Origin of the sequence: Auraticoccus monumenti, assembly GCF_900101785.1 — a bacterium.
Taxonomy (GTDB): Bacteria; Actinomycetota; Actinomycetes; order Propionibacteriales; family Propionibacteriaceae; genus Auraticoccus; species Auraticoccus monumenti.
Genome location: NZ_LT629688.1, coordinates 3,074,926 through 3,101,639 on the forward strand (window position 1 = coordinate 3,074,926; position 26,714 = coordinate 3,101,639).

Annotated in this window: 22 protein-coding genes; 19 read left to right on the forward strand and 3 right to left on the reverse strand. The window is 73.2% G+C overall.

Going from position 1 to position 26,714, the window contains the following annotated elements:
• Positions 1-85: 85 nt before the first annotated feature.
• The 17 genes from BLT52_RS14205 to BLT52_RS14285 all read left to right on the forward strand — a co-directional run bounded on the left by BLT52_RS14205 (position 86) and on the right by BLT52_RS14285 (position 19,897).
• Complete coding sequence (locus tag BLT52_RS14205; RefSeq protein WP_090594486.1) at positions 86-979, forward strand: N-acetylneuraminate synthase family protein; 894 nt, start codon at positions 86-88, stop codon at positions 977-979.
• Positions 980-1,059: 80 nt separating this feature from the next.
• Positions 1,060-2,037: a hypothetical protein gene (locus tag BLT52_RS14210; protein WP_090594487.1), complete on the forward strand. Its 978-nt coding sequence runs from the start codon at positions 1,060-1,062 to the stop codon at positions 2,035-2,037.
• 73 nt (positions 2,038-2,110) lie between these two features.
• Positions 2,111-2,899 (forward strand): bifunctional 1-(5-phosphoribosyl)-5-((5-phosphoribosylamino)methylideneamino)imidazole-4-carboxamide isomerase/phosphoribosylanthranilate isomerase PriA, encoded by a 789-nt coding sequence (gene priA / locus BLT52_RS14215; RefSeq protein WP_090594489.1) that lies wholly within the window; start codon positions 2,111-2,113, stop codon positions 2,897-2,899.
• Complete coding sequence (locus tag BLT52_RS14220) at positions 2,896-5,265, forward strand: HAD-IB family hydrolase (protein ID WP_331712544.1); 2,370 nt, start codon at positions 2,896-2,898, stop codon at positions 5,263-5,265. The genes priA and BLT52_RS14220 overlap by 4 nt, the downstream gene beginning before the upstream one ends.
• 70 nt (positions 5,266-5,335) lie before the next feature.
• The gene (locus BLT52_RS14225) at positions 5,336-6,850 is read left to right on the forward strand and encodes a lactate racemase domain-containing protein (RefSeq protein WP_090594490.1); all 1,515 of its coding nucleotides are present in this window, start codon (positions 5,336-5,338) and stop codon (positions 6,848-6,850) included.
• Between the two features lies 1 nt (position 6,851).
• Complete coding sequence (locus tag BLT52_RS14230) at positions 6,852-7,715, forward strand: lysophospholipid acyltransferase family protein (protein ID WP_157677143.1); 864 nt, start codon at positions 6,852-6,854, stop codon at positions 7,713-7,715.
• Positions 7,716-7,775: 60 nt separating this feature from the next.
• A complete protein-coding gene (locus BLT52_RS14235; protein ID WP_090594494.1) occupies positions 7,776-8,783 on the forward strand; it encodes a GNAT family N-acetyltransferase in 1,008 nt (335 codons plus the stop codon).
• A gap of 45 nt (positions 8,784-8,828) precedes the next feature.
• The gene (locus BLT52_RS14240; protein WP_090594495.1) at positions 8,829-9,587 is read left to right on the forward strand and encodes a YebC/PmpR family DNA-binding transcriptional regulator; all 759 of its coding nucleotides are present in this window, start codon (positions 8,829-8,831) and stop codon (positions 9,585-9,587) included.
• A 362-nt stretch (positions 9,588-9,949) separates the two neighbouring features.
• Complete coding sequence (gene ruvC / locus BLT52_RS14245; protein WP_197679386.1) at positions 9,950-10,495, forward strand: crossover junction endodeoxyribonuclease RuvC; 546 nt, start codon at positions 9,950-9,952, stop codon at positions 10,493-10,495.
• A complete protein-coding gene (gene ruvA / locus BLT52_RS14250) occupies positions 10,492-11,103 on the forward strand; it encodes a Holliday junction branch migration protein RuvA (protein WP_090594499.1) in 612 nt (203 codons plus the stop codon). The genes ruvC and ruvA overlap by 4 nt, the downstream gene beginning before the upstream one ends.
• A gap of 4 nt (positions 11,104-11,107) precedes the next feature.
• On the forward strand, positions 11,108-12,160 hold the full coding sequence (ruvB, locus tag BLT52_RS14255; protein WP_090594501.1) for a Holliday junction branch migration DNA helicase RuvB: 1,053 nt from the start codon (positions 11,108-11,110) through the stop codon (positions 12,158-12,160).
• Between the two features lie 157 nt (positions 12,161-12,317).
• A complete protein-coding gene (yajC, locus tag BLT52_RS14260) occupies positions 12,318-12,731 on the forward strand; it encodes a preprotein translocase subunit YajC (protein ID WP_090594502.1) in 414 nt (137 codons plus the stop codon).
• 86 nt (positions 12,732-12,817) lie between these two features.
• The gene (gene secD, locus BLT52_RS14265; RefSeq protein ID WP_090594504.1) at positions 12,818-14,527 is read left to right on the forward strand and encodes a protein translocase subunit SecD; all 1,710 of its coding nucleotides are present in this window, start codon (positions 12,818-12,820) and stop codon (positions 14,525-14,527) included.
• Positions 14,527-15,759: a protein translocase subunit SecF gene (gene secF, locus BLT52_RS14270; protein ID WP_231946324.1), complete on the forward strand. Its 1,233-nt coding sequence runs from the start codon at positions 14,527-14,529 to the stop codon at positions 15,757-15,759. Before secD ends, secF begins: the two co-directional genes overlap by 1 nt.
• A 17-nt stretch (positions 15,760-15,776) precedes the next feature.
• Complete coding sequence (locus BLT52_RS14275) at positions 15,777-16,313, forward strand: adenine phosphoribosyltransferase (RefSeq protein ID WP_407922629.1); 537 nt, start codon at positions 15,777-15,779, stop codon at positions 16,311-16,313.
• A gap of 36 nt (positions 16,314-16,349) precedes the next feature.
• A complete protein-coding gene (locus BLT52_RS14280) occupies positions 16,350-17,429 on the forward strand; it encodes a potassium channel family protein (protein WP_090596803.1) in 1,080 nt (359 codons plus the stop codon).
• Positions 17,430-17,689: 260 nt separating this feature from the next.
• Complete coding sequence (locus tag BLT52_RS14285; protein WP_090596801.1) at positions 17,690-19,897, forward strand: RelA/SpoT family protein; 2,208 nt, start codon at positions 17,690-17,692, stop codon at positions 19,895-19,897.
• Between the two features lie 48 nt (positions 19,898-19,945).
• Here the strand turns inward: BLT52_RS14285 and BLT52_RS14290 are convergent, their stop codons facing one another.
• From BLT52_RS14290 to BLT52_RS14300, 3 genes are all read right to left on the reverse strand, one after another.
• A complete protein-coding gene (locus tag BLT52_RS14290) occupies positions 19,946-21,040 on the reverse strand; it encodes an SDR family oxidoreductase (protein ID WP_197679052.1) in 1,095 nt (364 codons plus the stop codon).
• Positions 21,041-21,452: 412 nt separating this feature from the next.
• The gene (locus BLT52_RS14295) at positions 21,453-22,970 is read right to left on the reverse strand and encodes an HNH endonuclease signature motif containing protein (RefSeq protein ID WP_090594507.1); all 1,518 of its coding nucleotides are present in this window, start codon (positions 22,968-22,970) and stop codon (positions 21,453-21,455) included.
• A 360-nt stretch (positions 22,971-23,330) separates the two neighbouring features.
• Positions 23,331-24,575 carry a DUF349 domain-containing protein gene (locus BLT52_RS14300; RefSeq protein ID WP_090594508.1) on the reverse strand — a complete coding sequence of 415 codons (1,245 nt, stop codon included), beginning with the start codon at positions 24,573-24,575 and terminating at the stop codon, positions 23,331-23,333.
• A 100-nt stretch (positions 24,576-24,675) separates the two neighbouring features.
• Here BLT52_RS14300 and BLT52_RS14305 point away from each other — a divergent pair, with 100 nt between their 5' ends.
• A complete protein-coding gene (locus BLT52_RS14305) occupies positions 24,676-25,374 on the forward strand; it encodes an MBL fold metallo-hydrolase (protein WP_090594510.1) in 699 nt (232 codons plus the stop codon).
• Complete coding sequence (hisS, locus tag BLT52_RS14310; RefSeq protein WP_090594511.1) at positions 25,374-26,714, forward strand: histidine--tRNA ligase; 1,341 nt, start codon at positions 25,374-25,376, stop codon at positions 26,712-26,714. The genes BLT52_RS14305 and hisS overlap by 1 nt, the downstream gene beginning before the upstream one ends.

Below are 26,714 nucleotides of genomic sequence, written 5' to 3' on the forward strand. Positions count from 1 at the left end.
ATCTCCAGCGGCCTTTCGGATGCCGGTTTCCGGCGGTGGCGCGTGTTGTCTGGGACCTCACTGCCACCCCTCCGAGAGGACACCCATGAGCTCTGCAGCTCCCACCCGTACCATCGGCGACCGCGCCCTGGGCGCCGACCAGCCGGTCTACGTCTGCGCCGAGATCGGCATCAACCACAACGGCGAGCTGCGGAACGCGATGGCGCTGATCGACGCAGCCGTGGCCGCGGGCTGCGACGCCGTGAAGTTCCAGAAGCGCACCCCCGAGATCGCCACCCCGCGCGACCAGTGGGACATCGAGCGCGACACCCCCTGGGGCCGGATGACCTACATCGACTACCGCCACCGGGTGGAGTTCGGCCAGGACGAGTACGCCCAGATCGACGCCTACTGCAAGCAGCAGGGCATCCACTGGTTCGCCTCCCCCTGGGACGTGCCCTCGGTGGACTTCCTGGAGACGTTCGACGTGCCGACCTACAAGGTGGCGTCGGCCTCCCTGACCGACGACGAGCTGCTGCGCCGGATGCGCGCCACCGGCAAGACCGTGGTGCTCTCCACCGGCATGTCCACCCCGGAGCAGATCCGCCACGCGGTGGAGGTGCTGGGCAGCAGCAACATCGTGCTGCTGCACGCCACCAGCACCTACCCGGCCAAGCCGGAGGAGCTGAACCTGCGGATGATCAACACCCTGGCCGCAGAGTTCCCGAACGTCCCGATCGGCTACTCCGGCCACGAGACCGGTCTGCAGACCACCCTGGCCGCGGTGGCCCTGGGTGCGGTCTTCGTCGAGCGCCACATCACCCTGGACCGCGCCATGTGGGGCTCGGACCAGGCCGCCTCGGTCGAGCCGCAGGGCCTGGAGCGCCTGGTGCGCGACATCCGCGTGATCGAGGCCGCCCGCGGCGACGGCGTCAAGAAGATCTACGAGGGCGAGCTCGCGGCCATGAAGAAGCTGCGTCGCGTCGGCGCCACCGCCTGACCCACCCGCCGACCACCCGCCCGTCCGGGCCGCCCGCCGCAGGGCGGTCCGGACGGGCTCGTCGCGCCCGAGAGGATCCCGTGCCCGCCAGTGAGACCCTGGCCCTCGTCGAGAGCCCGGCCCAGCTCCTCAACGCCGTGGAGTGGCTGTCCGCCAGCCCCGACATGGAGGCGGACGTGGTGGTGCTGGCCCCCCGCCGGGAGGAGTCGCGGCGCCAGCTCCGGGCCACCATGCAGCTGGTCGCCGGCTCACGCGCCCGGGTCGAGTGGTGCGAGGCGCGCCAGGACGTCCGCGGTCCCGGACGCCTGCTGGCCGGGCTGGTGCCACGGGTCCGCCGGGCCCGCCGGCTCGTGCTGGGTGACCCGTTCTCCGGGCTGATCCAGTCCCTGCTCACCGCCTTCACCGGCGACGTCGTGGTGGTCGTCGACGACGGCTCGGCCACCCTCGAGTTCGCCGACCGCATCGCCGCCGGTGAGGCGATGGTGCGCTGGCACGTCGCCGAGCCGGGCGCGCTGCAGCGCCGGCGGGCGGCCATGACCACCAGCGTGCTCACCTCGCGGCCGCTGGAGCTGTTCACCGCGATGCCCCTGGACGACGTCGGGCTGCGCGTCCGGCGCAACCGCTACCGCTGGCTGCGCACCCTGCACCCCGCCCCGCAGGTGGTCGACGGGGCGGTGCTGGTGGGCAGCTCGCTGGTCGAGACGGGGGTGGTGGCCCGGCAGCCCTACCTGGAGGCGGTGGCCCGGCTGGCCGAGGAGGAGGGCCTGCGGCGCTACCTCGCCCACCGCCGCGAGGACGAGACCAAGCTGGGGGTGGTCGCCGACCTGGGTCTGGAGGTTCAGCGGCTCTCGCTGCCGCTGGAGGTCGAGCTGGCCGCCGGCCCGGTGGAGCGGCTGGTGCTGAGCTTCCCCTCCACGGTCCTGGTCACCCTGCCGATCGTGCTCGAGGGCACCGGGGTCGAGGTGCGGTCCCTGCCGGTGCCGCCGGGGTGGCTGCGCCCGGGCGCCGGGAACGCCGCCCTGGAGTTCCTCGACCGGGTCGCGCGCCGCGGTCACTGACCGCCCAGGCCGGCTCCCGAAGCCCCCGGTCGTCGAGGTGCGGGAGGCGACGGGGCCCGGATAGGGTCGGCGGGTGCACCCGAGTACCCCCAGCCCGACCGCCCTCCAGCTGCTCCCCGCCGTCGACGTGATCGACGGCTCGGCCGTCCAGCTCGTGCAGGGCGTGGCCGGTACGGAGAAGACCTTCGGAGACCCGGTCGCCGCCGCCCAGCGGTGGCAGCGGGAGGGGGCCGGGTGGCTGCACCTGGTCGACCTCGACGCCGCCTTCGGCCGCGGCAGCAACGCCGCGGTGCTGGCCGACGTGGTGGCGGCGGTCGACCTCCAGGTGGAGCTCTCCGGTGGCATCCGCGACGCCGCCAGCCTCGAGCGGGCCCTGGCCACCGGCTGCCGCCGGGTCAACATCGGCACCGCCGCCCTGGAGCAGCCCGAGTGGGTGGCCGAGGTGATCGCCGAGCACGGGGACCGGATCGCGGTCGGGCTGGACGTCCGCGGCACCCGGCTGGCCGCCCGCGGCTGGACCCGCGAGGGCGGGGAGCTGGCGGAGACGCTGGAGCGCCTCGACGCGGCCGGCTGCGCCCGCTACGTGGTCACCGACGTGGCCTCCGACGGCATGCTGGCCGGGCCCAACCTGGAGCTGCTGCGCACGGTCTGCGCCCGCACCGACGCTCCGGTGGTCGCCTCCGGCGGGGTCACCACGCTGGAGGACGTCGCGCGGCTGCACGGGCTGGTCGGCGAGGGCGTCGAGGGGGCCATCATCGGCACCGCCCTCTACGTCGGCTCGCTCCGGCTGCCCGAGGCCCTGCGGGTGGCCGCCGGGGAGCACCCCGACGACGTCCGCCCCGACGAGGGGGACCGCTCGTGAGCGCTCCGGCCAGCGCCTTCCGCCGGCTCCAGGGCCAGGCTCCCGGCCGTGGCACCGGACCGCTGCTGGACGGCCGGCTGAGGGACCTGCTGGCCGGCAAGGTGATCGTGATGACCGGCGTCACCGGCTTCATCGGCGAGCAGATCCTGTGGAAGGTGCTCACCGAGCTGCCCGGCACCACCCCCGCGGTGCTGGTCCGCCGCAAGGGCTCGACCCCGGCCCGGGACCGGGTGGTCGCCCTGCTGAAGAAGAAGATCTTCACCGAGCTGCGCGAGGCCGCCGGCGGGGCCGAGGAGCTGCTGGAGGCCCGGGTCCGGGTGATCGAGGGCGACCTGCCCAACGTCCCGGCCCTGCCCGCCGACCTCGACGTGGTGCTGCACTGCGCCGGGGACGTCTCCTTCGACCCGCCGATCGACCAGGCCTTCCGCACCAACACCATCGGCACCCGCGCGCTGATGGAGCAGATGCTGGCCGCGGTCACCGGGCCCGACGGGGAGCGCACCAAGGTCCCGCACTACGTGCACATCTCCACCGCCTACACCGCCGGCCGGCGCCGCGGGGCGATCCGCGAGGCCGCCCACGAGCACGACGTGGACCCGCAGGCCGAGACCGAGGCCGGGCTGGCCATGCTGGAGCTGGTCGAGGCCCAGTCCCGGACGTCGGAGCAGCTGACCCGGCTGCGCAAGGAGGCCGAGCGGGTGCACCGCCAGGCCGGCTACCTTACCACCGCCGCCGACACCGAGCGGCGACGCAAGGAGTGGGTGCAGAAGAAGCTGGTCGAGGCGGGCACCGAGCGGGCCCGGTCGCTGGGCTGGACCGACGTCTACACCTTCACCAAGGCGCTGGGGGAGAAGGTCGTCGCCGAGGTCGGCAAGGACATCCGCGTCTCCGTCGTGCGCCCGGCCATCGTGGAGTCGTCCTGGAAGCACCCCTACCCGGGGTGGATCGAGGGCTTCAAGATGGCCGAGCCGCTGATCCTGGCCTACGGCAAGGGCCAGCTGCCGGAGTTCCCGGCCTCCCCGGACTCGGTGGTCGACATCGTGCCCTGCGACTTCGTGGTGAACGCCATCGTCGCGGTCTGCGCCACCGAGCCCGAGATCGGCGAGCCGGTCTACTACCACTCCAACTCCGGGGCCCGGAACCCGCTGAACTTCCGCGACCTCTACGGCTACATCCGCGACTACTTCCTGGCCCACCCCTTCGAGGGCGGGGCGCGGGGGGCCGCGGCGCTGCCGGAGTGGCACTTCCCCGGGGCGGCCTCGGTGGAGCGGCTGCTGTTCACCTCCGAGCGGGCGGCCTCGCTGGCCGACCGGGCGATCTCGCTGGCCCCGCGCTCCAAGACCACCCGCCGGATGGCCCAGGAGCTGGACCGCACCACCAAGGAGCTCAGCTTCCTGCGGCGCTACCTGTCGCTCTACAACGAGTACGGCCAGTCCGAGCTGCACTTCGTCGACGACAACACCCTGGCGCTGCACCGCAGCCTGCACCCCGAGGACGTCGACGCCTTCGCCTTCGACTCCACCGCCTACGACTGGCGCACCTACCTGCAGGACGTGCACTGCCCGGCGGTCACCGAGCCGGTGCGCCGGATGGACGCCGTCCGCCGCCGCCGTGGGCAGCGTCCCCGCACCTACCGCGACCTCAGCCGTCCGGAGGAGGCGCCGGAGAAGGTGCTGGCCGCCTTCGACCTCGACGGCACCGTGATGTCGGGCAACGTGGTGGAGACCTACCTCTGGGCCCGGCTGCCCGAGCTCGGCGCGGTCTCGCGGGTGCGCGAGGTGGCCGACGTGGTGCGCCGGCTGCCGCTGTGGCTGCGGGCCGAGCGGCGTGACCGCGGCACCTTCCTGCGCTCGGTCTACCGCCGCTACGCCGGCGCGGACCTGGCGGCGCTGGAGGAGTTCGTCGACACCGCGATGGCGCCGTCCATCCTGGAGCGGGTGTCCCCGGACGCCGTCCGCCGGTTGCGCGAGCACCGCGCGGCCGGGCACACCACGGTGCTGATCACCGGGGCCATCCGGCCGCTGACCCGGCCGCTGGAGCCGCTGTTCGACGTCATCGTGGCCGCCGACCTGGCCACCGACGCGGCCGGACGCTGCACCGGCTTCCTCTCCGGGCCGCCGATGGTGGGGGAGTCCCGGGCGGCCTGGCTGCGCCACTACGCGGCGCTGAACGACGTCGACCTGGCCCGGAGCCACGCCTACGCCGACTCCCACGTCGACCTGCCGATGCTCTCCACGGTGGGCAACCCGGTGGTGGTGAGCCCCGACGTCGCCCTGATGCGTGCGGCCACCAGCCAGCAGTGGTCGGTCGTGGAGTGGCGGGCCAGCGCGCAGCAGCCGCGCTGGAGCCTCCCGAGCCGCTCATGACCCCCGCACCGACCGTCCCCGTCTCCCGAACCACCGCTCGCAGCCGCGAGCACGAGAAAGCGAGGGCCTGATGGCTCGCCCGGGCTTCGTCCTGACCGTCGACGACCGCACGCCGCCGCTGCTGGTCCCCGAGGGGGACGGCCTGCGTCTGCAGTCCTTCCCGGTGGGCACCGAGGTGGTCTACCCCGCCGACACCTCCGGGCGCCGCACCGACCCCGGCACCGCGATCGCCACCGCCCTGGAGCAGGGGCTGGACACCGGCTCGCTGGCCGAGCGGCTGCAGCCGGGTCAGCGCCTCACCATCACCGTGACCGGTCTGCAGGAGGCCCCCGGGCACGGGGTCGACCCCCGCCGCCGGGTCGTGGAGCAGGTGCTCGAGCTGGCGGCCCGCGCCGGGGTGGACGACGTCGTGGTGCTGGTGGCCAACGGCGTCGGCCCGCGCCCCACCGACCGCCAGCTGACCGAGCTGCTCGGGGAGCGCGTGGTCCGCTCCTTCCTGGCCGACGGCCGACTGCGCAGCCACGACGCCCTCGACCGCTCCCGCCTGCGCGAGCTGGTGCCCGGGGTCGAGCTCGACGCCCGGGTGGTGGAGTCCGACCTCGTCGTCGACGTCTCCGTGGCCCGGCAGCGCGCCGACGACCCCGGCCGCACCCTGCTGGAGAACGTCTCCGCCCTGCCCACCCAGCGCCGTCTGCGCGGCCGCGACGCCGCCGCCGAGGAGGTGGCCGCGGACGTGGTTGCCGCCGTGGCCGCGCTGCCGCTGGTCAGCGTGGTGCTGGTCCTGGACCAGGTCAGCCACCCGCCCGCGCTGGAGTTCCTGGGGCGCCGGGAGTGGGAGTGGAAGCTCCGCGACCGGCTCGCCTGGTTCGGGCTGCGTCGCCTGGCCGACCTCAGCACCGACCAGGCCCGCACCCTGCTCCAGGCCCCGGCCGACCGCGGTCTGGTGGCGGTCGCGCAGGGCTCGTCCGCCGCCGCCGGGGAGTGGGCCCGCGCCCGGCTCGCCGAGCAGGAGCAGGTGCGGGTCACCGGGCAGGCCGACGTCCTGGTCACCGGCGTCCCGCACCGCACCCCGTTCAACCCCGGTGCGGCGGTCGACCCGCTGGTGGCGGCCTGGTCCGCGCTGGCCGGCGGGCTCGGGGCCACCACCGGTCGCCCCGCGGTCCGGCCCGGGGGCGCGGTGATCGCCTTCCACCCGCTGACCCCGTCCTTCTCCGCCCGGGTGCACCCGGCCTCGGCGGACTTCTACGCCGACGTGCTCGGGGTCACCACCGACCCGGCCGAGGTGGCCGGGCACGAGGACCGCTTCGCCGAGGACGAGTGGTACGCCAGCCTGTACCGCCACCACCACGCCCACGCCGGTGTGCTGCCCTTCCAGCTCTGGTACGAGCTGGCCGCCGCCCGCGCCGGCGTCGGCGAGGTCGTCTGGGTGGGCGCCGACCGCGCGGTGGCGGCCCGGCTCGGCTTCCGGGCGGCCACCACCCTGGCCGACGCGCTGGAGATCGTCTCCGACTCCGTCGGGCGCACCCCGACCATCCGCCACCTGCACACCCCGCCGGGGCTGGTCACCGACGTGGTGGGTGGCTGAGGTGGCCACCCCTCGCACCCTGCCGACCTGGGCCACCCCCGCCTCGCGGGCCAGCGTGCTCCGGCGTCTCCGCACCGTCCGCGGCGACCTGGACGCCGTCCGCCGCGCGTCCTGGCCCACGCCCCCGGCTGACGCGCCCGCGCCGGTGCGCCGTCCCGGTGAGGTCGCCGGCGGGGGCCTGGCGGAGTGGCGCCACGCCACCCTGGACCGGCCGGTGGCCGCCGCCGGCACCTCGTTGGAGGTCACGGGGGCGGAGCAGCTGCTGGTGCCGGGCCGCTGGCTCCTGGTGGCCAACCACCAGCACCCCCGGGACACCGAGCTGGTGCTGGCCGCGCTCCCGCAGCGGCTGTCGGTCTCGACCCGCGTGCTGGCCCCGGCGGCCCTCCGCGCCGCCGCCCGGCTCCCGCGCTGGTTGGGTCCGGTGACCTCGGCGGGCGCCGAGGCGCTGCTGGTGTTCGGCGACGGCCGTCCCAGTCCGGACGGCACCGTCGGCGACTTCGACCCCGCGGTGGGCACCCTGGCCCGGCGCACCGGCGCCACCGTGGTCCCCGTCGCGGTGCGCGGCAGCTTCGCCCTGCCCGCCCGGCGACCCGGCCCCGCCGACCTGCTGGAGGACGGCGGCCTGCGGGTCGCGGTCCGCTTCGGCACCCCGCTGACCGAGCTGGAGGGCACCGACCAGGAGGTCGCCGAGCGCGTCCGCGACCGCGTCCGTGCGCTCCTGGACGAGGACGCCCGGACCTGGTGGGAGCACCTCACCGACCCGGCCGCCGAGCCCGTCCCGACCGCGTCCTGGCGGCGGGTCTGGTCCGCGACGGCACCGGCCACCGAGGGTGGCTCCGGGACGCGTCGGCGGATCTGGCGATAGGTTGGTCGTCCGTCCGGTGACACGGGTCCCCGGGCGCGACGACGACGAAGGGGTCGGTCCGTGGGGCACGCGCTGGACGAGGTGACACCGTTGCGGTGGCGCCCGGTGGGGCCCGAGGACGTGGCCGTGGTGCACGAGCTGCTGGCCGAGATCGAGCGCCACGACGACCCGGCGGAGCGGCACACCGTGGAGGAGCTGCAGGCCAACCTCCCGGCCAGCTGCGGTGACGCCGCCTCCCACACCGTGCTGGGCTTCGACGGCGGGTCGGCGGTCGCGCTGGGCTGGAACATCCTGACCGACTCCCGCCCGGGCTACCACCAGGTCTTCCTCTCCGGTGGCGTCCACCCGAGCTGGCGCCAGCTGGGCATCGGGCGCCGGCTCCTGGCCTGGCAGATCCGGCAGGCGGGCAGCCACGTCTCCCGGCGCCACGGTGACGGGCAGTGCCTGGTGGTGGCCCACTCCGACGAGAAGTCCACCGGCCGCCTCGGTCTGTACCGGCGGCTGGGGCTGGTGCCGGTGCGGCGCCACCTGGACCTGTTCCGCGCCCTGTCCGACGACCTCCCGCCGCTGGTGGTGCCGCCGGAGGTGGAGCTGGTCCCCTGGAGCGCCGAGCGGTCCGAGGACGTCCGGGCCGCCCACAACGACGCCTTCGCCGACGTGTACCGGGCCCGTCCGGTGACGACGCAGGAGTGGGACGCCTGGCGGCACCGCCCGACCGCGCGCCCGGAGTGGTCCTGGCTGGCGGTCGAGACCGCCGGCAGGGAGGTCGTCGGGTACGCGATCAGCTCCGGGGACCCCTCGGAGTGGGAGGCGCAGGGGTTCAGCCAGGGCTGGACGGAGTGGCTGGGGGTGCGGCGGAGCTGGCGACGGCGCGGTCTGGCCCGGGCGCTGCTGGTCCGGTCGATGCGCTCCTTCGCCGACGCCGGGCTGCAGGCGGCCGGGCTCGGGGTGGACACGCTGCGGGTCGGTGGCCCGCTGGAGCCCTACCACTCGCTGGGCTACCGGGTCGCGGACAGCGTGATCCGGCACGAGGTCGCCGTGGCCGACGGGACCGGTCCGGCGTCCTGAGCGGCACGTCCTGGGCGTCGGGGCGGCGTTGTAGCCTTGACTGCTATGAGTGGGCATTCCAAGTGGGCAACGACGAAGCACAAGAAGGCCGTCATCGACGCCAAGCGCGGCAAGCTGTTCGCCAAGCTGATCAAGAACGTCGAGGTGGCGGCCCGGCTCGGCGGCGGTGACCCCGGCGGGAACCCCACCCTCTACGACGCCATCCAGAAGGCGAAGAAGAGCTCGGTGCCCAACGACAACATCGACCGCGCGGTCAAGCGCGGCTCCGGTGCCGAGGGCGGCGGTGCCGACTACGAGACGCTCTACTACGAGGCCTACGGCCCGGCCGGCATCGCGATGCTGATCGAGTGCCTGACCGACAACCGCAACCGCTCCGCCTCCGAGGTGCGGGTGGCCGTCACCCGCAACGGCGGCACCATGGCCGACGTCGGCTCCACCGCGCGGATGTTCCAGCGCAAGGGCGTCGTCGTGGTCGCCAAGGAGCAGGACGGGCGCACCCTGACCGAGGACGACCTGCTGGAGGCCACGCTCGAGGCCGGTCCCGAGGAGGTCAGCGACCTGGGCGAGGTGTTCGAGGTGATCACCGACCCCGCCGACCTGGTGGCGGTCCGCACGTCGGTCCAGGAGGCGGGCCTGGACTACGAATCCGCCGAGGTCTCCTTCGTGCCCGACTTCACCCAGCAGGTCGACGCCGAGGTCGCCGAGAAGGTTGAGCGCATCGTCGACGCGCTGGAGGACTCCGACGACGTGCAGGACGTCTACACCAACGTCGACGTCCCCGAGGAAGCCCTCGCCGCGCTCTAACCCACGCCCGGCTGCGCTCGGGTCGTCTCGTGCAGGCGGGGCGTCCGCTGGGTCCGCTGCTGGTCCCGGGGAGGGACGTCCCGCCCAGGGGAGCCTCCTCCTCGTTCCTCGGAGGAGTTCCCCGACGCCCGACCGCACCCCGACGTCCCTCCCCGGGACCAGCAGCTCTGCTCAGGGTGCGACCGGTGCTGGGTCTCCCTCGCTGCAGATCTCACCGCGGGGCCTTCTGGTGGTGACCGCTGGATCGGGTCTTGGGGGTGGCGGGTGGTGGCCGACACACCCTGCTGGGGACGAGGGTGGGCGGCGTGGTTGCCGGTAGGCTCCCGAACGTCTGTTCGACTGCGAGGAGTGCCGTGCGTGTGCTGGGGATCGACCCGGGGCTGACCCGTTGCGGGTTCGGCGTGGTCGACGGGGTCCCCGGCCGGGCGCCGACCCTGGTGGACGTGGGGGTCGCCCGCACCCCCGCGGACCTGGACGTGGCCCGCCGGCTGGTCCGGCTCGAGGTCGCGGTGGAGGAGTGGCTGCTGCGGCACCGCCCCGACGTGGTGGCCGTCGAGCGGGTCTTCGCCCAGCACAACGTGACCAGCGTGATGGGCACCGCCCAGGCCGCCGGGGTCGCCATGCTGGTCGCCGCCCGGCACGGGCTCCCCGTGGTCCTGCACACCCCCAGCGAGGTCAAGGCCGCCGTCACCGGCTCCGGCCGGGCCGACAAGGCCCAGGTCGGGGCGATGGTCGCCCGCATCCTCCGGCTGGACGCCCCACCCCGTCCCGCCGACGCCGCCGACGCCGTCGCCCTGGCCATCGCCCACGTCTGGCGCGGGCCGGCCGTCAACCGCTACGCCGAGGCGGTGGCCGCCCACGCGCGTCCCGCCCGGCTGCCCCGCACCACCCCCAGGAGGGTCTCGTGATCGCCCACCTCACCGGCACCGTCACCGCGGTCGGCGCCACCTCCGCCGTGCTCGACATCGGCGGCTTCGGCACCCTGGTGCACTGCAGCCCGCAGACCGTGAGCGGGCTGCGCCTGGGCCAGAGGTCGACCCTGCAGACCAGCCTGGTGGTCCGGGAGGACTCCCTGACGCTGTACGGCTTCGCCGACACCGACGAGCGGGACTGCTTCGAGCTGCTGCTCACCGCCTCCGGGGTGGGCCCGCGGATCGCCCAGGCCGCCTGCGCCGTGCTCAGCCCCGCCGAGCTGCGCCAGGCCATCTCCACCGACGACGTGGTCACCCTGACCCGGGTGCCGGGGGTGGGCAAGAAGGGCGCGGAGCGGATCTGCGTGGAGCTGCGGGACAAGATCGGCGCCCTGTCGCTGACCAGCGCGGCGGGGCTGCCGGCGACCACCTCCACCCGGGAGAGCTGGCGGGAGCAGGTGGCCACCGGTCTGCAGGGGCTGGGCTGGTCGGCCCGGGACGCCGAGGCGGCCTGCGACCGGGTCGGCGAGCTGGCCGGCACCGAGCCGCAGCCGCCGGTCGCTGAGCTGATGCGCGCGGCCCTGCGCTCGCTGGCACGGACGTGAGCCGGTGAGCGCCGTCGAGCCCGACGACGTCCGACGACCGGTGGACCCGGAGGCCGACGAGGCCGACCGGGCGGTGGAGTCGGTGCTGCGACCGGCCACCCTGGCGGAGTTCCAGGGCCAGCCCCGGGTGTCGGACCAGCTCGGGCTGGTGCTGGCCGCCGCCCGCCAGCGCGACGCCGTCGCCGACCACGTGCTGCTCTCCGGGCCGCCCGGGCTGGGCAAGACCACCCTGGCGATGATCATCGCCCAGGAGATGTCGGCGCCGCTGCGGATCTCCAGCGGGCCGGCCATCCAGCACGCCGGCGACCTGGCGGCGATCCTGTCGGGGCTGGGCGAGGGCGAGGTCCTCTTCCTGGACGAGATCCACCGGATGTCGCGACCGGCGGAGGAGATGCTCTACCTGGCGATGGAGGACTTCCGGGTCGACGTGGTGGTCGGCAAGGGTCCGGGCGCCACCGCCATCCCGCTGGACATCCCGCGGTTCACCCTGGTCGGGGCGACCACCCGGGCCGGCATGCTCCCCGGGCCGCTGCGGGACCGGTTCGGCTTCACCGCCCAGCTGGACTTCTACGCCCACTCCTCCCTGCACGCCATCCTGCTCCGCTCCGCGCAGACGCTGGGCGTGGAGCTCGCCGACGACGCCGCGGCCGAGATCGCCCGCCGCTCCCGCGGCACGCCCCGGATCACCAACCGGTTGCTCCGCCGGGTGCGCGACTTCGCCCAGGTGCGCTCCGACGGCCGGATCACCCTGCCGCTGGCCCAGGACGCGCTGGAGCTGTTCGAGGTCGACGACCGGGGGTTGGACCGGCTGGACCGCGGGGTGCTGGAGGCGGTCTGCCGCCGCTTCTCCGGCGGACCGGTCGGGCTGTCCACCCTGGCCATCGCCGTGGGGGAGGAGCCGGAGACGGTGGAGGAGGTGGCGGAGCCGTTCCTGGTCCGCCAGGGCCTGCTGATGCGGACCCCCCGGGGACGGGTGGCCACCCCCGCGGCGTGGACGCACCTGGGGCTGACCGCCCCGCGCGGCGCACCGGGCTCGGGGGAGGACCTCTTCAGCTGAGGCCCGACGGGGGCTCGCCGGGCCGGTCGCGGCAGTCGCCCTTTGCCCGGGCAGCGGGCTAGACTCCCGCGGTCAGCAACTTGCGGTGGTCGCTCGGGCACGCCCTCACCGGCGTGCGCACCGCAGGTCGGACCATCGTCGAGCGTGATGCGGAGCCATGCCACAACAGTTCACCACCCCGCTGCTGCTGATCCTGATGGTGGCAGCCTTCTACTTCCTGATGATCCGCCCGCAGCAGAAGCGGGCGAAGGCCCAGCGGGAGACCCTCACCTCGCTGGCCCCAGGGACCCGGGTGCTGCTGGCCAACGGCTTCTACGCCACGGTCGCCACGGTGCACGACACGGCCGTCGAGGTCGAGCTCGCCCCGGGTGTCACCAGCTTCGTGGTGAAGCAGGCGATCGTGCAGGTCGTCCCGATCCAGGCCGACCCGGCTGCCGCCGGCGAGCTGCCGGTGGACGACGACCTGGAGCTGGACGAGGAGGCACGCACCCTCGGCGCCTCCGACCCGGCCGACGGACGCCCCGCCGACGACGACCCGCGCCAGGAGCGCACCCCGCGCACCGAGGCCTGAGCAGCACCGGGCCCCTGCCCGGCGGACGACCGCGCCCGAACACCCCCGCGCCCACCGAGGCGCGCTGAACCCCCGAGGACGAGCACGTGGCCAGCAGACACCCACGCCCAGGACGCACCTTGCTGGTGCTGGCCCTGGTGACCGCCGGGCTCTACGCGTTGATGGCGGCCTTCAGCATCTGGACCCCCAAGCTGGGTCTGGACCTGCGGGGTGGCACCACGATCACGCTGACGGCCTCCAACAGCACCGGTGCCGGGTCGGTGGACCCGAACAGCCTGGATCAGGCCCGCGACATCATCGAGCAGCGGGTCAACAGCCTGGGTGTCGGTGAGAGCGAGGTGACCACCTCCAACGGCAACCAGATCGTGGTGTCGGTGCCCAACGTGCAGCAGGACGAGCTGGTGCGCCTGGTCGGGCAGACGGCGGTGCTGACCTTCCGCGCGGTCTACGACGTCCAGGCCGTGCAACCCCCGGTCGAGCCGTCGCCGGCGCCGGGCGACCCGGGTGCGGATCCTTCCGCGAGCCCTGACCCCTCGGCGAGCGCTGACCCCGGGCCCAGTGCCGCCCCGAGCCCCTCGGCCACGGGCGACCGGCGTCCTCCGGTGCAGCTGCCGACCGCGCCGCCCACGCCGCGCCCGACCGAGCCCGGCACCGGCACCCCGCCGGAGCAGGCGCTGGAGTGGCAGCCCACCGAGCAGGACCAGGCCGAGTTCGCCGCCTTCACCTGCGACCAGGACGTCCCCGAGGTCTCCGACCAGCCGCTGTTCGCCTGCGACCAGAGCGGTACCCAGAAGCTGCTCCTCGGCCCGACCCTGATCAACGGTGACCAGCTGGCCGACGCCTCGGCCGGCATCCCGCAGAACCAGTTCCAGTGGGTCGTGAACCTGGAGTTCGACGCCGAGGGTGCGGAGCTGTTCGAGCGGGCCACCGGCGAGCTGTCCCAGCGGACCGAGCCGCAGAACCGCTTCGCCATCGTCCTGGACGGGCAGTCGATCTCGGCCCCGTCGCTGAGCCAGTCCATCCCCGGCGGGCGGGCCCAGATCGAGGGTGGCTTCGACCAGGAGACCGCCACCCAGCTGGCCAACGTGCTCCGCTACGGCGCCCTGCCGCTGGCCTTCGAGGTGTCCTCGGTGGACAACGTGTCGGCCACCCTGGGTGGGGAGCAGCTGCAGGCCGGCTTCGTGGCCGGCATCATCGGTCTGGCCCTGGTACTGGGCTTCTGCGTGCTGGTCTACCGCGGCCTGGCGCTGGTGGTGATCGGCTCCCTGGTCGTGGCCGCCGCCCTCACCTACGCGATGCTGGTGCTGCTCGGGGAGTCGGTGGGCATGGCCCTCAACCTGCCCGGCATCGCCGGGGCCATCGTGGCCATCGGCATGACGGCTGACAGCTTCGTCATCTACTTCGAGCGGATCCGCGACGAGCTGCGCGACGGCCGCAGCCTGCGCTCGGCGGTCGAGGTGGGCTGGGACGGCTCCAAGCGCACCATCCTGATCGCCGACGCCGTCCAGCTGCTCTCGGCCGTCGTGCTGTTCGCGCTGGCCATCGGCTCGGTCAAGGGCTTCGCCTTCACCCTCGGGCTGACCACGCTGATCGACATCGTGGTGGTCTTCTTCTTCACCAAGCCGCTGATGTCGCTGCTGGCCCGGACGAAGTTCTTCAGCAGCGGGAGCAAGTGGTCGGGGCTGGACCCCGAGAACGTCGGGACCCGACGGCGACGTCGACCCCTGACCCCGGCCGGGGCCCTGGCCGAGCGGATCACCCGGGGCGGCACCGCCCGTCCGGCCCAGGAGGCATGATGCGCGACTTCATCCGCCGGCTGAACACCGGCACCCTGGCCTACGACTTCCTCGGTCGCTGGCGGCGCTGGTTCGTGATCACCGCGGTCGTGCTGCTGCTCAGCGTGCTCGGCCTGGTGGTCCGCCCGCTCAACCTGGGCATCGAGTTCCGGGGCGGTGCAGACTTCCAGGCCGCCACCGCGGTCCAGGAGAGCACCGTCGACGACATGCGCGGGGCCATGGAGGCCACCGCGCTGCCGGACTTCGACGGCACCACCGTGACCACCATCGGCGACTCGACCGTGCGGGTGCAGACCCGGGCGCTGAGCGTCGACGAGGTGAGCCAGGTCCGTCAGGCCATCGCGCAGGAGGTGGGCGTCGGCAGCGAGGAGGTGGCCTACTCCCTGATCGGCGCCTCCTGGGGGGACCAGATCACCGAGCGGGCGCTGCTGGCGCTGGGGATCTTCCTCGTCCTGGTGATGCTGGTGATCTGGATCTACTTCAAGGACTGGAAGATGTCGGTGGCGGCGATGGCCGCGCTGCTGCACGACCTGGTGGTCACCGTCGGGGTCTACGCGTGGTCGGGGTTCACCGTCACCCCGGCCACGGTGATCGGCATCCTGACCATCCTGGGCTACTCCCTCTACGACACGGTGGTGGTCTTCGACAAGGTCCGGGAGAACGTGGCCGGGCTGCGCGAGCAGCGTCGCACCTACACCGAGGCGGCCAACGCCGCACTGAACGCGGTGCTGGTGCGTTCGCTGAACACCACGATCATCGGTGTGCTGCCGGTGGTGGCGCTGCTGATCGCCGGTGCCGGTGTGCTGGGGCAGGGGCCCCTGAAGGACCTGGCGCTGGCCCTCTTCGTCGGCATGGTGGCCGGGGCGTACTCCTCGATCTTCCTGGCCGCGGTGGTGCTGGCCAAGCTCAAGGAGCGCGAGCCCGGCATGGTCGAGCACCGTCGCAACGTCGAGCGACGGCTGGCGAAGACACCGGCACCGGCCGCCGGGAAGCGCACGACCTCGGGCGGCGGACGGGCCGCGACCTCGCTCGCCGTGCTCGAGCGGGAGGCGGCCTCCGACGACGAGCCCGCCGCGGAGCCGACCGGCCCCGAGATCGCCGTGGAGGAGGCCGGGAGCGCCACCACCCGCTGGCAGCAGCCGTCCGACCCGCGGACGTCGGTGCTCAGCGAGGGTGCGGCCAAGCGGCCGCAGCCGCGTCGTGAGCCCCGCAGCCGGAGGCGGAAGCCGTGAGCACGGGTGTGGCGGAGCTGCGCGGCTCGCGGCTGGCCCTGGTGGAGCAGCTGGTGGTCGACGTCGCGGACTGGCCGCGGCCCGGGATCACCTTCAAGGACATCACCCCGCTGCTGGCCTCCCCGGGCGGGTTCTCCGCCGCGGTGACCGAGATGGTGGCCGCGGCGCCGCGCGACGTCGACGTCGTGGTGGGGACCGAGGCCCGCGGCTTCCTGTTCGCCGCACCGGTCGCGCTGGCGCTGGGCGCGGGGTTCGTCCCGGTGCGCAAGCCCGGCAAGCTGCCGCGGGCGACCCTGGACCAGGCCTACGACCTGGAGTACGGGCAGGAGACGCTCAGCGTCCACGCCGACGCGGTCGCGGCCGGGGCCCGGGTGCTGCTGGTCGACGACGTGCTGGCCACCGGCGGCACGGTGCTGGCCGCCGCGGACCTGCTCGGCCGGCTGGGGGCGCAGGTGGTCGGCGTGTCGGTGGTGCTCGAGCTGGGGTCGCTGCCCGGTCGGCAGCGCCTGGAGGACGCGGGGCTGCAGGTCAGCGCGCTGGTCCGGGCGGACTGAGCGAGCCCGACCGTGCCCGAGAACCGCTACGGCAGCATGTCGCGCTACCAGCCGCTGGTGCAGATGCCGGCGCGGGCCACCACGCCCACCCGGGCGCTGCTGGTGCGGGCCGGGGCGGCGGTCGGGCTGCTGCTCCTGTGCACCCTGCTGGTCTGGTTCGACCGGGACGCCTACGTGGACAACACGGGCAAGGACGGCGTCGACCTGATCGACGCGCTGTACTACTCGACGGTGACGATGTCGACCACCGGGTACGGCGACATCAGCCCGCTGCTGCCGCACGCCCGCATCATCAACGCCCTGGTCGTGACCCCGCTGCGGGTGCTCTTCCTGGTGCTCCTGGTCGGCACCGCCATCGAGGTGCTGGCCACCGAGGGCCGCCGGATCCTGATCGACGCTCGCTGGAGGAAGCAGATGCGCAACCACGTCGTGCTGGTCGGCTACGGCACCAAGGGCCGGGCGGCCGCGGCCACCATGCGGCGCAACGGCATCTCGATGGACAAGGTGGTGGTGATCGACGGCCGGACCAGCGCGCTGCAGGACGCCAACCTGGACGGGCTGGCCTCCATCGACGGCGACGGCACCCGCCGGGACATCCTGCGTCGGGCCGAGATCAGCCGGGCCCGCGAGGTGGTGATCACCCTGGACCGCGACGACTCCGCCATCCTGTGCACGCTGACCGTCCGTCAGCTGAACCCCAGCGCGCACGTGGTGGTCTCGGTGCGCGAGCACGAGAACGTCTCGCTGCTGCGCCAGTCCGGGGCCGACGCGGTGGTGACGTCCTCGGACGCGGTCGGCCGGCTGCTCGGGCTGTCGGCGGTGAACCCGTCGATCGGCACGGTGATCGAGGACCTGCTGACCTCGGGTGAGGGGCTGGAGATCGCCGAGCGGCAGGTGACCGCGGACGAGGTCGGCCACTCGCCCAGCGACGTCCAGGAGCGGGTGATGGCGGTGGTCCGCAACCAGGTGCTGCGCCGGTACTACGACCCGACGGTGGCGGTGCTGGAGCCGGGCGACCAGCTGGTGGTGGTGCGGCGCAGCACCAGCGACATCGTCACCGAGACGCTGCCCAAGGAGCGCGGGAGCAAGCAGTCCAACGACGACGCCGGCTGGTGAGCTGCGCCGCCGGCCGGGAACACGCCCGGCCGCGATCTCGTTGCACGAACGTCACCGCGGCGGCGCCGGGAGCGGTCCGGCGCACCGTAGACTGACCGACCACAGGGAGGGAGGCTCGGGTGAGCGAGAAGGTGGGCGAGCGTGAGGCTCCCCGCGAGGCCGCGAAGCCCGCCGCGCCCACGCCCGGACCAGCCCCCGCACCCGTCCCCGACCACGCACCGGACCGCCTCGTCTCCGGACCGGAGCAGCCCCGGCTGAGCATGCGCCACCGTCTGGCCCGCCTCGGTGCGGCCAAGCAGCCCCAGACCGCGGTGCTGGACCCGCTGATGAAGGCGATGCGGACCGCCCACCCCAAGGCCGACGTGGCCGTGGTGGAGCGGGCCTACCGGACCGCCGAGCACTACCACCGGGGCCAGACCCGCAAGTCCGGGGACGCCTACATCACCCACCCGCTGGCGGTGACCACCATCCTGGCCGAGCTGGGCATGACCGAGGCCACCCTGGTGGCGGCGCTGCTGCACGACACGGTGGAGGACACCCCGTACACGCTGGAGCAGCTGACCCGCGACTTCGGCAGCGAGGTCGCCCAGCTGGTCGACGGCGTCACCAAGCTGGACAAGGTCAAGTACGGGGAGTCGGCCCAGGCCGAGACCATCCGCAAGATGATCGTGGCGATGAGCCGCGACATCCGCGTGCTGGTGATCAAGCTGGCCGACCGGCTGCACAACATGCGGACCCTGCACTACCTCCGCCACGACAAGCAGACCCGGATCGCGCGGGAGACGCTGGAGATCTTCGCCCCGCTGGCCCACCGGCTGGGTATGAACGCGATCAAGTGGGAGCTGGAGGACCTCGCGTTCTCGGTGCTGCACCCCAAGATCTACGACGAGATCGTGCACCTGGTGGCCGAGCGGGCGCCGCAGCGGGAGAAGTCGCTGCAGCAGATCACCGAGCTGATCGAGGCCGACCTCAAGGCGGCCAAGATCAAGGCGACGGTGACCGGTCGACCCAAGCACTACTACTCGATCTACCAGAAGATGGTGGTCCGGGGTCGGGACTTCTCCGACATCTACGACCTGGTCGCGCTGCGCATCCTGGTCGAGGAGCCGCAGCAGTGCTACGCGGTGATGGGCATCCTGCACGCGCGGTGGCGTCCGCTGCCGGGGCGGTTCAAGGACTACATCTCGATGCCGAAGTTCAACCTGTACCAGTCGCTGCACACCACGGTGATGGGTCCGCAGGGGGCGCCGGTCGAGCTGCAGATCCGTAGCTGGGACATGCACCGCAAGGCCGAGTACGGCGTGGCGGCGCACTGGAAGTACAAGGCGCAGGCGCGGGGTCAGGGCACCATGCCCGACGACCTCAGCTGGGTGCAGAACCTGACGGAGTGGCAGCGCGAGACCGACGACCCGGGGGAGTTCCTGGAGTCGCTGCGGTTCCAGATCAACTCCTCGGAGGTGTACGCGTTCACCCCGCGCGGGGACGTCATCCCCCTGCCGCAGGGTTCGACCCCGGTGGACTTCGCCTACGCGGTGCACACCGAGGTGGGTCACCGCTGCGTCGGGGCGAAGGTGAACGGGCGGCTGGTGCCGCTGGAGTCCCCGCTGGCCAACGGCGACGTGGTGGACGTCCAGACCTCCAAGGCCGAGGACGCCGGTCCGAGCCGGGACTGGCTGGAGTTCGTGCAGAGCCCGCGGGCCCGGAACAAGATCCGGCACTGGTTCACCAGGAGCCGGCGCGAGGAGGCGATCGAGAGCGGCAAGGACCTGCTGGCGCGCCAGATGCGCCGCTCGGGTCTGCCGCTGCAGCGTCTGCTGACCCTGGACCGGCTGACTGCGGTGGCCGCGGACTTCCGGGTGGCCGACGTGGCTGGGCTGTACGCCGCGGTGGGCGAGGGCACGGTGGCCCCGCAGGCGGTGATCACCAAGCTGATCGGGACCGAGGGCGGCCAGGAGGGCGCCCTGGACGAGACCCACGAGGACCGTCCCATCCGTCCGCGCCGGCGCCAGCCGGGTGGCGGGGAGACGGGCGTGGCCGTGCACGGCGACACCGACCTGTGGGTCAAGCTGGCCAAGTGCTGCACGCCGGTGCCCGGGGACGACATCCTCGGCTTCATCACGCGTGGCTCGGGGGTGTCGGTGCACAGCACGGACTGCACCAACGCCAAGGACCTGCAGCGACAGTCCGAGCGTCTGGTGGACGTCTCCTGGGCGCCGACCGCGGCGAGCTCGTTCCTGGTGGCGATCCAGGTGGAGGCGATCGACCGCAACGGGCTGCTGTCCGACATCACCCGGTCGATCTCGGACCAGCACGTGTCGATCCACTCCGCGACGGTGAACACGACCAAGGACCGGCTGTGCAAGATCCGGCTCACCTTCGAGACGCCGGACCCCAAGCACCTGGACCACCTGGTCGGTGGCATCCGCCGGGTGCCCGGGGTCTACGACGTCTTCCGGATCAAGCAGTAGGACGCAAGGCGTCGGATCTCGGGAGCAGGTACCCGAGGGCGGCGACCCTCAGGGGATGAGGCGCTCGGCGCGGTAGCGCCGGAAGAGGTCGACGAAGGCCTGTTCGGTCCGGCGGTAGCGGAGGAACCCGGCGTCGCGGCTCTTGCCCATGTCGGTGACGACCTCCATCTCGCGGCCGAGGTCGGCGTCGGTGTGCCACCAGGAGGCGAGCCGGGTGACGTCGCTCTCGGCGAGACCGTGCGCAGCGGCGACCTCGGACCAGCGGTGCTGGTGCTCGGCCATCTGCTCCTCCAGGGGCCGCGTCCGGCCCTCGTAGCCGACGACACGGTCGGGCTCGACCCCGAGGTGGGCGGCGAGCCGGGGCCACATCCAGCGCCAGCGGAAGACGTCACCGTTGACGATGTTGAACGCCTCGTCCGCCCCGGCGGGGTCGGTGGCGGCCCACACCATCTGCTCGGCGAGGAGGCCGGCGTCGGTCATGTCGGTGAGGCCGTTCCACTGCTCCTCGCTGCCGGGGAAGACGAACGGCAGGTCGAGGTGGTTGGCCAGCGCGGCCTGGACCGCGATCGTGAGCCCCATGTTCATCGCGTTGCCCACGGCGTAGCCGATCACGGTGTGGGAGCGGTGCACCGACCAGGTGAAGCCCTGGCGGGCGGCGGCGGCGAACAGCTCGTCCTCCTGGGCGTAGTAGAAGTTGGGGGTGTCCAGGCGGGGCTCCTCCTCGTGGAACGGGGTGTCGGGCATCTCGCCCGCCGCGTAGGCCTCGAAGGGGCCGAGGTAGTGCTTGAGCCCGGTGACCAGGGCCACGTGCTGCAGCGGTGCGTGGGCGAGGGCGGCGAGCAGGTCGCGGACCATGGCCCCGTTGACGGCGATGTTCTCGGCCTCGGTCTCCTGGCGCTGCCAGGCGGTGAAGAAGACGTGGGTGGGCCGCTCCTCGGCGAGGGCCGCCCGCAGGCTCCCAAGGTCGCGGAGGTCGGCGGCGATACCGCGCACCCTGCCCGTGCTGCTGGCCCGGCGAGAGAGCGCCGAGACCTCCCAGCCGTCGCGGTCCAGCTGGTCGACGAGGGCGGACCCGGTGATGCCGGAGGCCCCCACGACGAGGGCTCGGCGGGTGTCGGGGGTGCTGTTGTCGTCAGTGCTCACCCCGGTGCAAGGGCACCTCGCACCGCCGTATTCCGTGTTCGCTCCGGACGCCCCATCGCTGAGCGTGTGGTGGCGACGTCGCTGCCTGTCGATATCGGGGAGAGCTGGGACCGCGGAGCAGCAGGTCACCGAGACCGTCATGTGCATCTGCATCTGCATCAGCACGTCGCCGGGGTCCAGGGTGACCGGACGCCTGCCTCACCCGGAGGATGTGCCGCTCTCGATGCATGGCCAGCCAGGGTGCCGCGTTGATGGAGGTCTGCGGGGGCGACGCCGGAGCCTGCAGGGGCCGGCACGAACAGACAGTGCCCTGGCGCAAGACTTCGGTTCCCGAGCGGGCTGGTCGACGCCGGAGCACCGGCAGGCCGAGGAGAGCCTGTCTCCTCAGCCTGGGTGGAGTCTGTCGAGGTGTTCAGCCGGCGGTGGTCAGCGCGGGCGTGCGAGGTCGAGCAGCCGACGGTTCCGGCGGCGGATCAGCGGCATGGGCGGATGCCTGCTCATGTCGTATCCGGGCCGCTGGTTTGGGTTCTTCCGGCGAGAGGTCGACGGTGCTGCCGTCGGGTCCTCGCTGGAAGCGGAGTTCGTGGGGGCTGGCCCACTCGTAGTGGCCGAGGGCGAGCATCCGGTAGCGCCAGCGGGTGTGGGTCTTGAGTCGGTGGTGCTTGCGGCACAGGGGTGCGAGGTTGTTGGTCGACGTCTCGCCACCCGCGGCGAAGGGCTGGATGTGGTCGGCGTCGGTGGACCAGGTGTCGGTGCCGTCGCTGCGTTGGCGCGTCGAGCGGGGGTGGGCGGGTCGGCTGCACCAGGGGAACACGCAGGTCCGGTCGCGCAGGGCGATGTGCTCGCGGATCCGGTCCGGGACCTCGTAGCCCTCCACGGACGACGTGGTGTTCAGGTCGATCACCGGTCGGACGGTGATCGTGGTGTCGGGGCGTCCGCACCAGTCGCGGATCTGGTCGGCGGTGACGGGGGTGCCGGTGTTCCCGACCCATCCGGGCTGCTGGCTTCGGCCGGTGAGGGCGTCGGCGGAGAGGTGGACGTAGAGGGTCACCTGCGACGGTGCCCGATGCGGCCGGAGGGTCGTGGATGCTGGCCCGGGCGCCGAGCTGGTGGTCGTCGGGTCGTGGGGCTGGTCCGCCGGGTCGCCGAGTGGTCCGGGCTCGCTCGTAGTCGTGAGGTCGAGCGCGGGCTGGGAGCGGGCGAGCTCACCGGCGGCCATCGAGCGACGCACGTCCAGGCTCTTGTCGACTCCGGCCTCGGCGAGCATCCGCGCTCCCGCACCGATGGCGGCGTCCAGGTCGAGGGCGTCGGGCAGGTCGAGAACCCCGACCACCTCCGCGAGGCCGTGTCGGCGGCCGTCTTGGTCGTGGAAGATGTCGAAGCGGCGCTTCTCCTCCGCCTCGACCCGCTGCCGTTCCGCCTCGGCGGGCATGTAGCGGGTGATCGCGGTGGTGATCAGCCGGTCCAGCTGGGTGAGTCCGATCTTCCCGGTGACTGCGGCGACCTGGTCGTCGACGAAGGTCGCTGCTTCTCGGGTGAGGTGCATGGTGCGTCCGGCGACCAGGCGGGCCTGCCACGGGGCGACCTTGCCGGTGTGGACGAGGGCCCAAAGCCGGGGGAGTCGGTGCCGTAGTTCGAGGGCTTGGCCGATGAGGGTGGTGCCGGCGTCGGTGGAGCAACGCAGCGCCGCGGCGAGCTCGGCGATGCAGCCCTCATCCACCTGCGGCGTCCCTTCACCAGCCAGTGGTGCCCCGGTGGGGCGGCCGCCGAGGGTGGCGGAGGCGGTGTAGTCGTCTTCGACCGGTGGGTGGAGGTCGGCCCACTCCGCGGCTCTGACGAGGATCCGGGCGGCGGCGGCGTTCTCGGCTGCGCGGTCGGCGCGCACGTCGGCCAGCAGGGTGGCTGCGGCGTCGGTGCGGTGCTTCGTCATGACCTCAATGTACGGCGAACCACCGACAGAATCGGATGCGTATTCGAATCTGTGGAGTACTTCCGGTGCCGCGTCGGCTGTGGGAAACGCCTCGCGCCTCCTGCCCTGTTCATCGGCAGACGCGGTTCTGGGCGCGGGCCACGCCCCCCCGGCCTGGAGCACGCGGCTTGTTCACCCGGAGGCCGCCGATCTGATCAATCGAGGACCAGCGGTCCGGCTGCCCCTTCTGATGCGGGTACGAGGCTGCCCGACGCGTCTGTCGCTCGGTCGAGCTCGTGCACGACGGCACTCATCGCGTTCCCATACGGCCAGCGCCAGATGACGACCGGCGCAGCAGAGCGGCCAACCAGACCCAGGAGCTCAGCCGCTGAAGTCCGCGACCGCCTTCTCGGCCTGCTCCAACCAGCTGCGGTAGGTCTCGGCCGCGTCCCGCGCGGACTGGGCGTCCTTGGTCTTGCCCTTGGCCTCAGCGGCCTCGGCCTTCTGCTCCAGGGTGGCGATCTGGTCGCGCAGCTTGGCGGCGGTCTCCTCGGCCCGGGCGCGGGCCTCCGGGTCGGTCCGCTTCCACTTCTCCTCCTCGGCCGACCTCACGGCGGTCTCCAGCGCCTTCATCCGCGAGTCGAGCGGGCGGATGGAGTCGCGCGGGACCTTGCCGATCTCGGCCCAGCGGTCCAGCAGCGCGCGATAGGCGGTGCGGGAGGCGTCCAGGTCGGTGACCGGGGTGATCTGCGGCTCGTACTCGGCCAGCAGCGCCTCCTTGGCCTCCCGGTTGACCGTGAACTCCACGTCCTCGGCCTCCTGCTCGGCCTGCCGCGCCCCGAAGAACTGGTCCTGCAGACCGCGGAAGCGCCCCCACAGCTTGTCGTCGACGTCGCGCGGGGCGGGACCGGCGGCCTTCCACTGCTGCATCAGGTCGCGGAAGGCGGCACTGGTGGCACCCCAGTCGGTGGACGTGGCCAGCGTCTCGGCCTCGGCGATGATGCGCTCCTTGACCGCCTTGGCCGCGTCGCGCTTGGACGCCTGCTCGGCGAACTGGGCCTTGCGGCGCTTGGTGTAGGAGGTCCGCGCCGTGGAGAAGCGGTGCCACAGGGCCTCGTCGGTGCTGCGGTCGATGCGGGGGAGCGCCTTCCACTCCTCCAGCAGGTCGCGGAACCGGTTGACACCGCCGCGCCAGTCGTTGCCGGCGGCCAGCTTCTCGGCCTCCTGGACCATCTTCTCCTTGGCCTCGCGGGCCGCGGCGTTCTGCTCCGCCCGCGCCGCCTTGCGCTGCTCGGACTGCTGGGCCAGCACCGGCCCGAGGGAGTCCAGCTGGCCCTCCAGCGCGGCCAGGTCGCCGACGGCGGAGGCGTCGACCAGGCTCTGGCGCACGTTGGCCACCGACTTGCGGGCCTCGTCGGGGGACAGGTTGCCCTGGCGCACCCGCGTCACCAGCAGGTTCACCTCCAGCTCGAGCGCCCGGTACCGCCGGACGTAGAACTCCAGCGCCTCCTCGGCACTCATGTCGGGAACCTGACCCACGGCCCGCTCACCATCGGCGGTGCGGACGTAGACCGTCTTGTCCTCGGCCACGCGACCGAAGGACTCCGGACCTGCTGACTGCGTCATGCGCCCAATCTTGCACCATGACCGCGAGCCGGGGGCGGGCCTCTCCCGGCCGCCCGGGAAAGTGCGGGGTCACCGACGGACGGATCGGTAGGGTGTCGCCGTGCTGATCGCCTCCTTCGCCGTCGGACCGTGGCAGAGCAACTGCTACGTGGTGGCCGACGCGCCCGGCGGCGACTGCCTCGTCCTCGACCCCGGTCCCGGGGCCCTCGCGCCGGTGCGGCAGGTGCTCCGCGAGCAGCAGCTGCGGGTGACCGCCGTGGTGGCCACCCACGGCCACCTGGACCACGTGATGGACGCCGACGCCCTCTGCCGTGAGGTGGGCGCCCCGCTGTGGATCCACCCCGCCGACCGGCACCTGCTGACCGACCCGCTGGCCGGCATCGGCCCCGCCGCCGCGCCCCTGCTCCAGCAGCTGACGGGAGGCCGTCCGATGGTGGAGCCGCCGGAGGTGCTGGACCTGGTCGGCCCGACCGTCGAGCTGGCCGGCACCACCTTCACCCTGGCCGAGGCCCCCGGCCACACCGCGGGCTGCGTGCTGCTGCGCGCCGACCACCCCGACCCGGCCGTCAGCGGCGTGGTCTTCTCCGGTGACGTGCTCTTCGCCGGCTCGGTGGGCCGCGTCGACCTGCCCGGCTCCGACCCTGCCGCTATGGCCCGCACCCTGGCCGAGGTCGTCCTCACGCTCGACGACGACGTGGCGGTCCTGCCCGGCCACGGCAGCCAGACCAGCATCGGCCGCGAGCGCGCCGCCAACCCCTTCCTGCAGCAGCCCACCCCCTCCCAGTTCGGAGCCCTCTGATGAGCCGTCCCACCCCCATGTCGGGCTTCCCGGAGCTCCTCCCGGGCCAGCGGATGGTCGAGCAGCAGGTCCTCGACGTCCTGCGCGGCACCTTCCAGCTGCACGGCTACGCCCCGATCGAGACGCGCGCGGTGGAGCCGATGAGCCAGCTGGCGCGCAAGGGCGAGATCGACAAGGAGATCTACGTCGTCCGCCGGCTGCACGCCGCCGAGGACGACACCGCGGCCGGGGACGAGCTGGGGCTGCACTACGACCTCACCGTCCCCTTCGCCCGCTACGTGCAGGAGCACAGCGGCCACCTCCAGTTCCCCTTCCGCCGCTACCAGGTGCAGAAGGTGTGGCGCGGCGAGCGCCCGCAGGAGGGCCGCTACCGCGAGTTCACCCAGGCCGACATCGACGTCGTCGGCGCCGAGGTGCTGGCCGACCACCACGACCTGGAGATCCCGCTGGTGGCCCTGGAGGCCTACGAGCGGCTGCACACCGAGCTCGGGCTGCCCCCGGTCCGGATGCGGGTGAACAACCGCAAGCTGGCCGAGGGCTTCTACCGCGGGCTCGGGGTGGAGGAGCCCGGCGCGGTGCTGCAGCGGGTGGACAAGCTGGACAAGATCGGACCCGACAAGGTCCGGGGCCTGCTGACCGGGGAGCTGGGGCTCACCACCGCCCAGGCCGACGCCTGCCTCGCGCTGTCCCAGGTCTCCACCGCCGACGCCTCCTTCGTCGAGCAGGTGCGCGCCCTCGGTGTCGCCTCAGAGCTGCTGGACGAGGGGCTGGAGCTGCTGGCCAGCCTGGTCGCGGCGGCCGCCGAGCGCGTCCCCGGACGCCTGGTCGCCGACCTCAGCATCGCCCGCGGGCTGGACTACTACACCGGCACCGTCTACGAGACCGAGCTCAGCGGCCACGAGTCGATGGGCTCGGTGGGTTCCGGCGGGCGCTACGACTCCCTGGCCAGCGACGGCCGCACCACCTACCCCGGCGTCGGGTTCTCCTTCGGGGTCACCCGGCTGCTGGTCCCGCTCTTCGGTCGCGGCGTGATCGGCGCGTCCCGGTCGGTGCCCAGCGCCGTCCTGGTGGCCGTGGACGCCGAGGAGTCCCGGCTGCGCTCGGAGCAGGTCGCCCGGGCGCTGCGGGCCAACGGCATCCCCTGCGAGGTGGCGCCCAAGGCGGACAAGTTCGGCAAGCAGATCCGCTACGCCGACCGCCGCGGCATCCCCTTCGTCTGGTTCGGCGACGTCGACGGGCAGGTCAAGGACATCCGCAGCGGCGACCAGGTGCCGGCTGAGGCCACGACCTGGCGCCCACCGGCCGCCGACCTGCGTCCCGGCGTGGTGCACCAGGGCTGA

What these genes read in the sequence shown, in the direction of transcription:
- BLT52_RS14240 (WP_090594495.1), top strand. Translation starts at nt 8,829, where the DNA reads ATGAGTGGGCATTCCAAGTGGGCAACGACGAAGCACAAGAAGGCCGTC.
- secF (WP_231946324.1), top strand. Translation starts at nt 14,527, where the DNA reads ATGCGCGACTTCATCCGCCGGCTGAACACCGGCACCCTGGCCTACGAC.
- BLT52_RS14300 (WP_090594508.1), bottom strand. Translation starts at nt 24,575, where the DNA reads ATGACGCAGTCAGCAGGTCCGGAGTCCTTCGGTCGCGTGGCCGAGGAC.
- BLT52_RS14225 (WP_090594490.1), top strand. Translation starts at nt 5,336, where the DNA reads ATGGCTCGCCCGGGCTTCGTCCTGACCGTCGACGACCGCACGCCGCCG.
- BLT52_RS14280 (WP_090596803.1), top strand. Translation starts at nt 16,350, where the DNA reads ATGTCGCGCTACCAGCCGCTGGTGCAGATGCCGGCGCGGGCCACCACG.
- BLT52_RS14205 (WP_090594486.1), top strand. Translation starts at nt 86, where the DNA reads ATGAGCTCTGCAGCTCCCACCCGTACCATCGGCGACCGCGCCCTGGGC.
- BLT52_RS14295 (WP_090594507.1), bottom strand. Translation starts at nt 22,970, where the DNA reads ATGACGAAGCACCGCACCGACGCCGCAGCCACCCTGCTGGCCGACGTG.
- yajC (WP_090594502.1), top strand. Translation starts at nt 12,318, where the DNA reads ATGCCACAACAGTTCACCACCCCGCTGCTGCTGATCCTGATGGTGGCA.
- hisS (WP_090594511.1), top strand. Translation starts at nt 25,374, where the DNA reads ATGAGCCGTCCCACCCCCATGTCGGGCTTCCCGGAGCTCCTCCCGGGC.
- BLT52_RS14285 (WP_090596801.1), top strand. Translation starts at nt 17,690, where the DNA reads ATGCGCCACCGTCTGGCCCGCCTCGGTGCGGCCAAGCAGCCCCAGACC.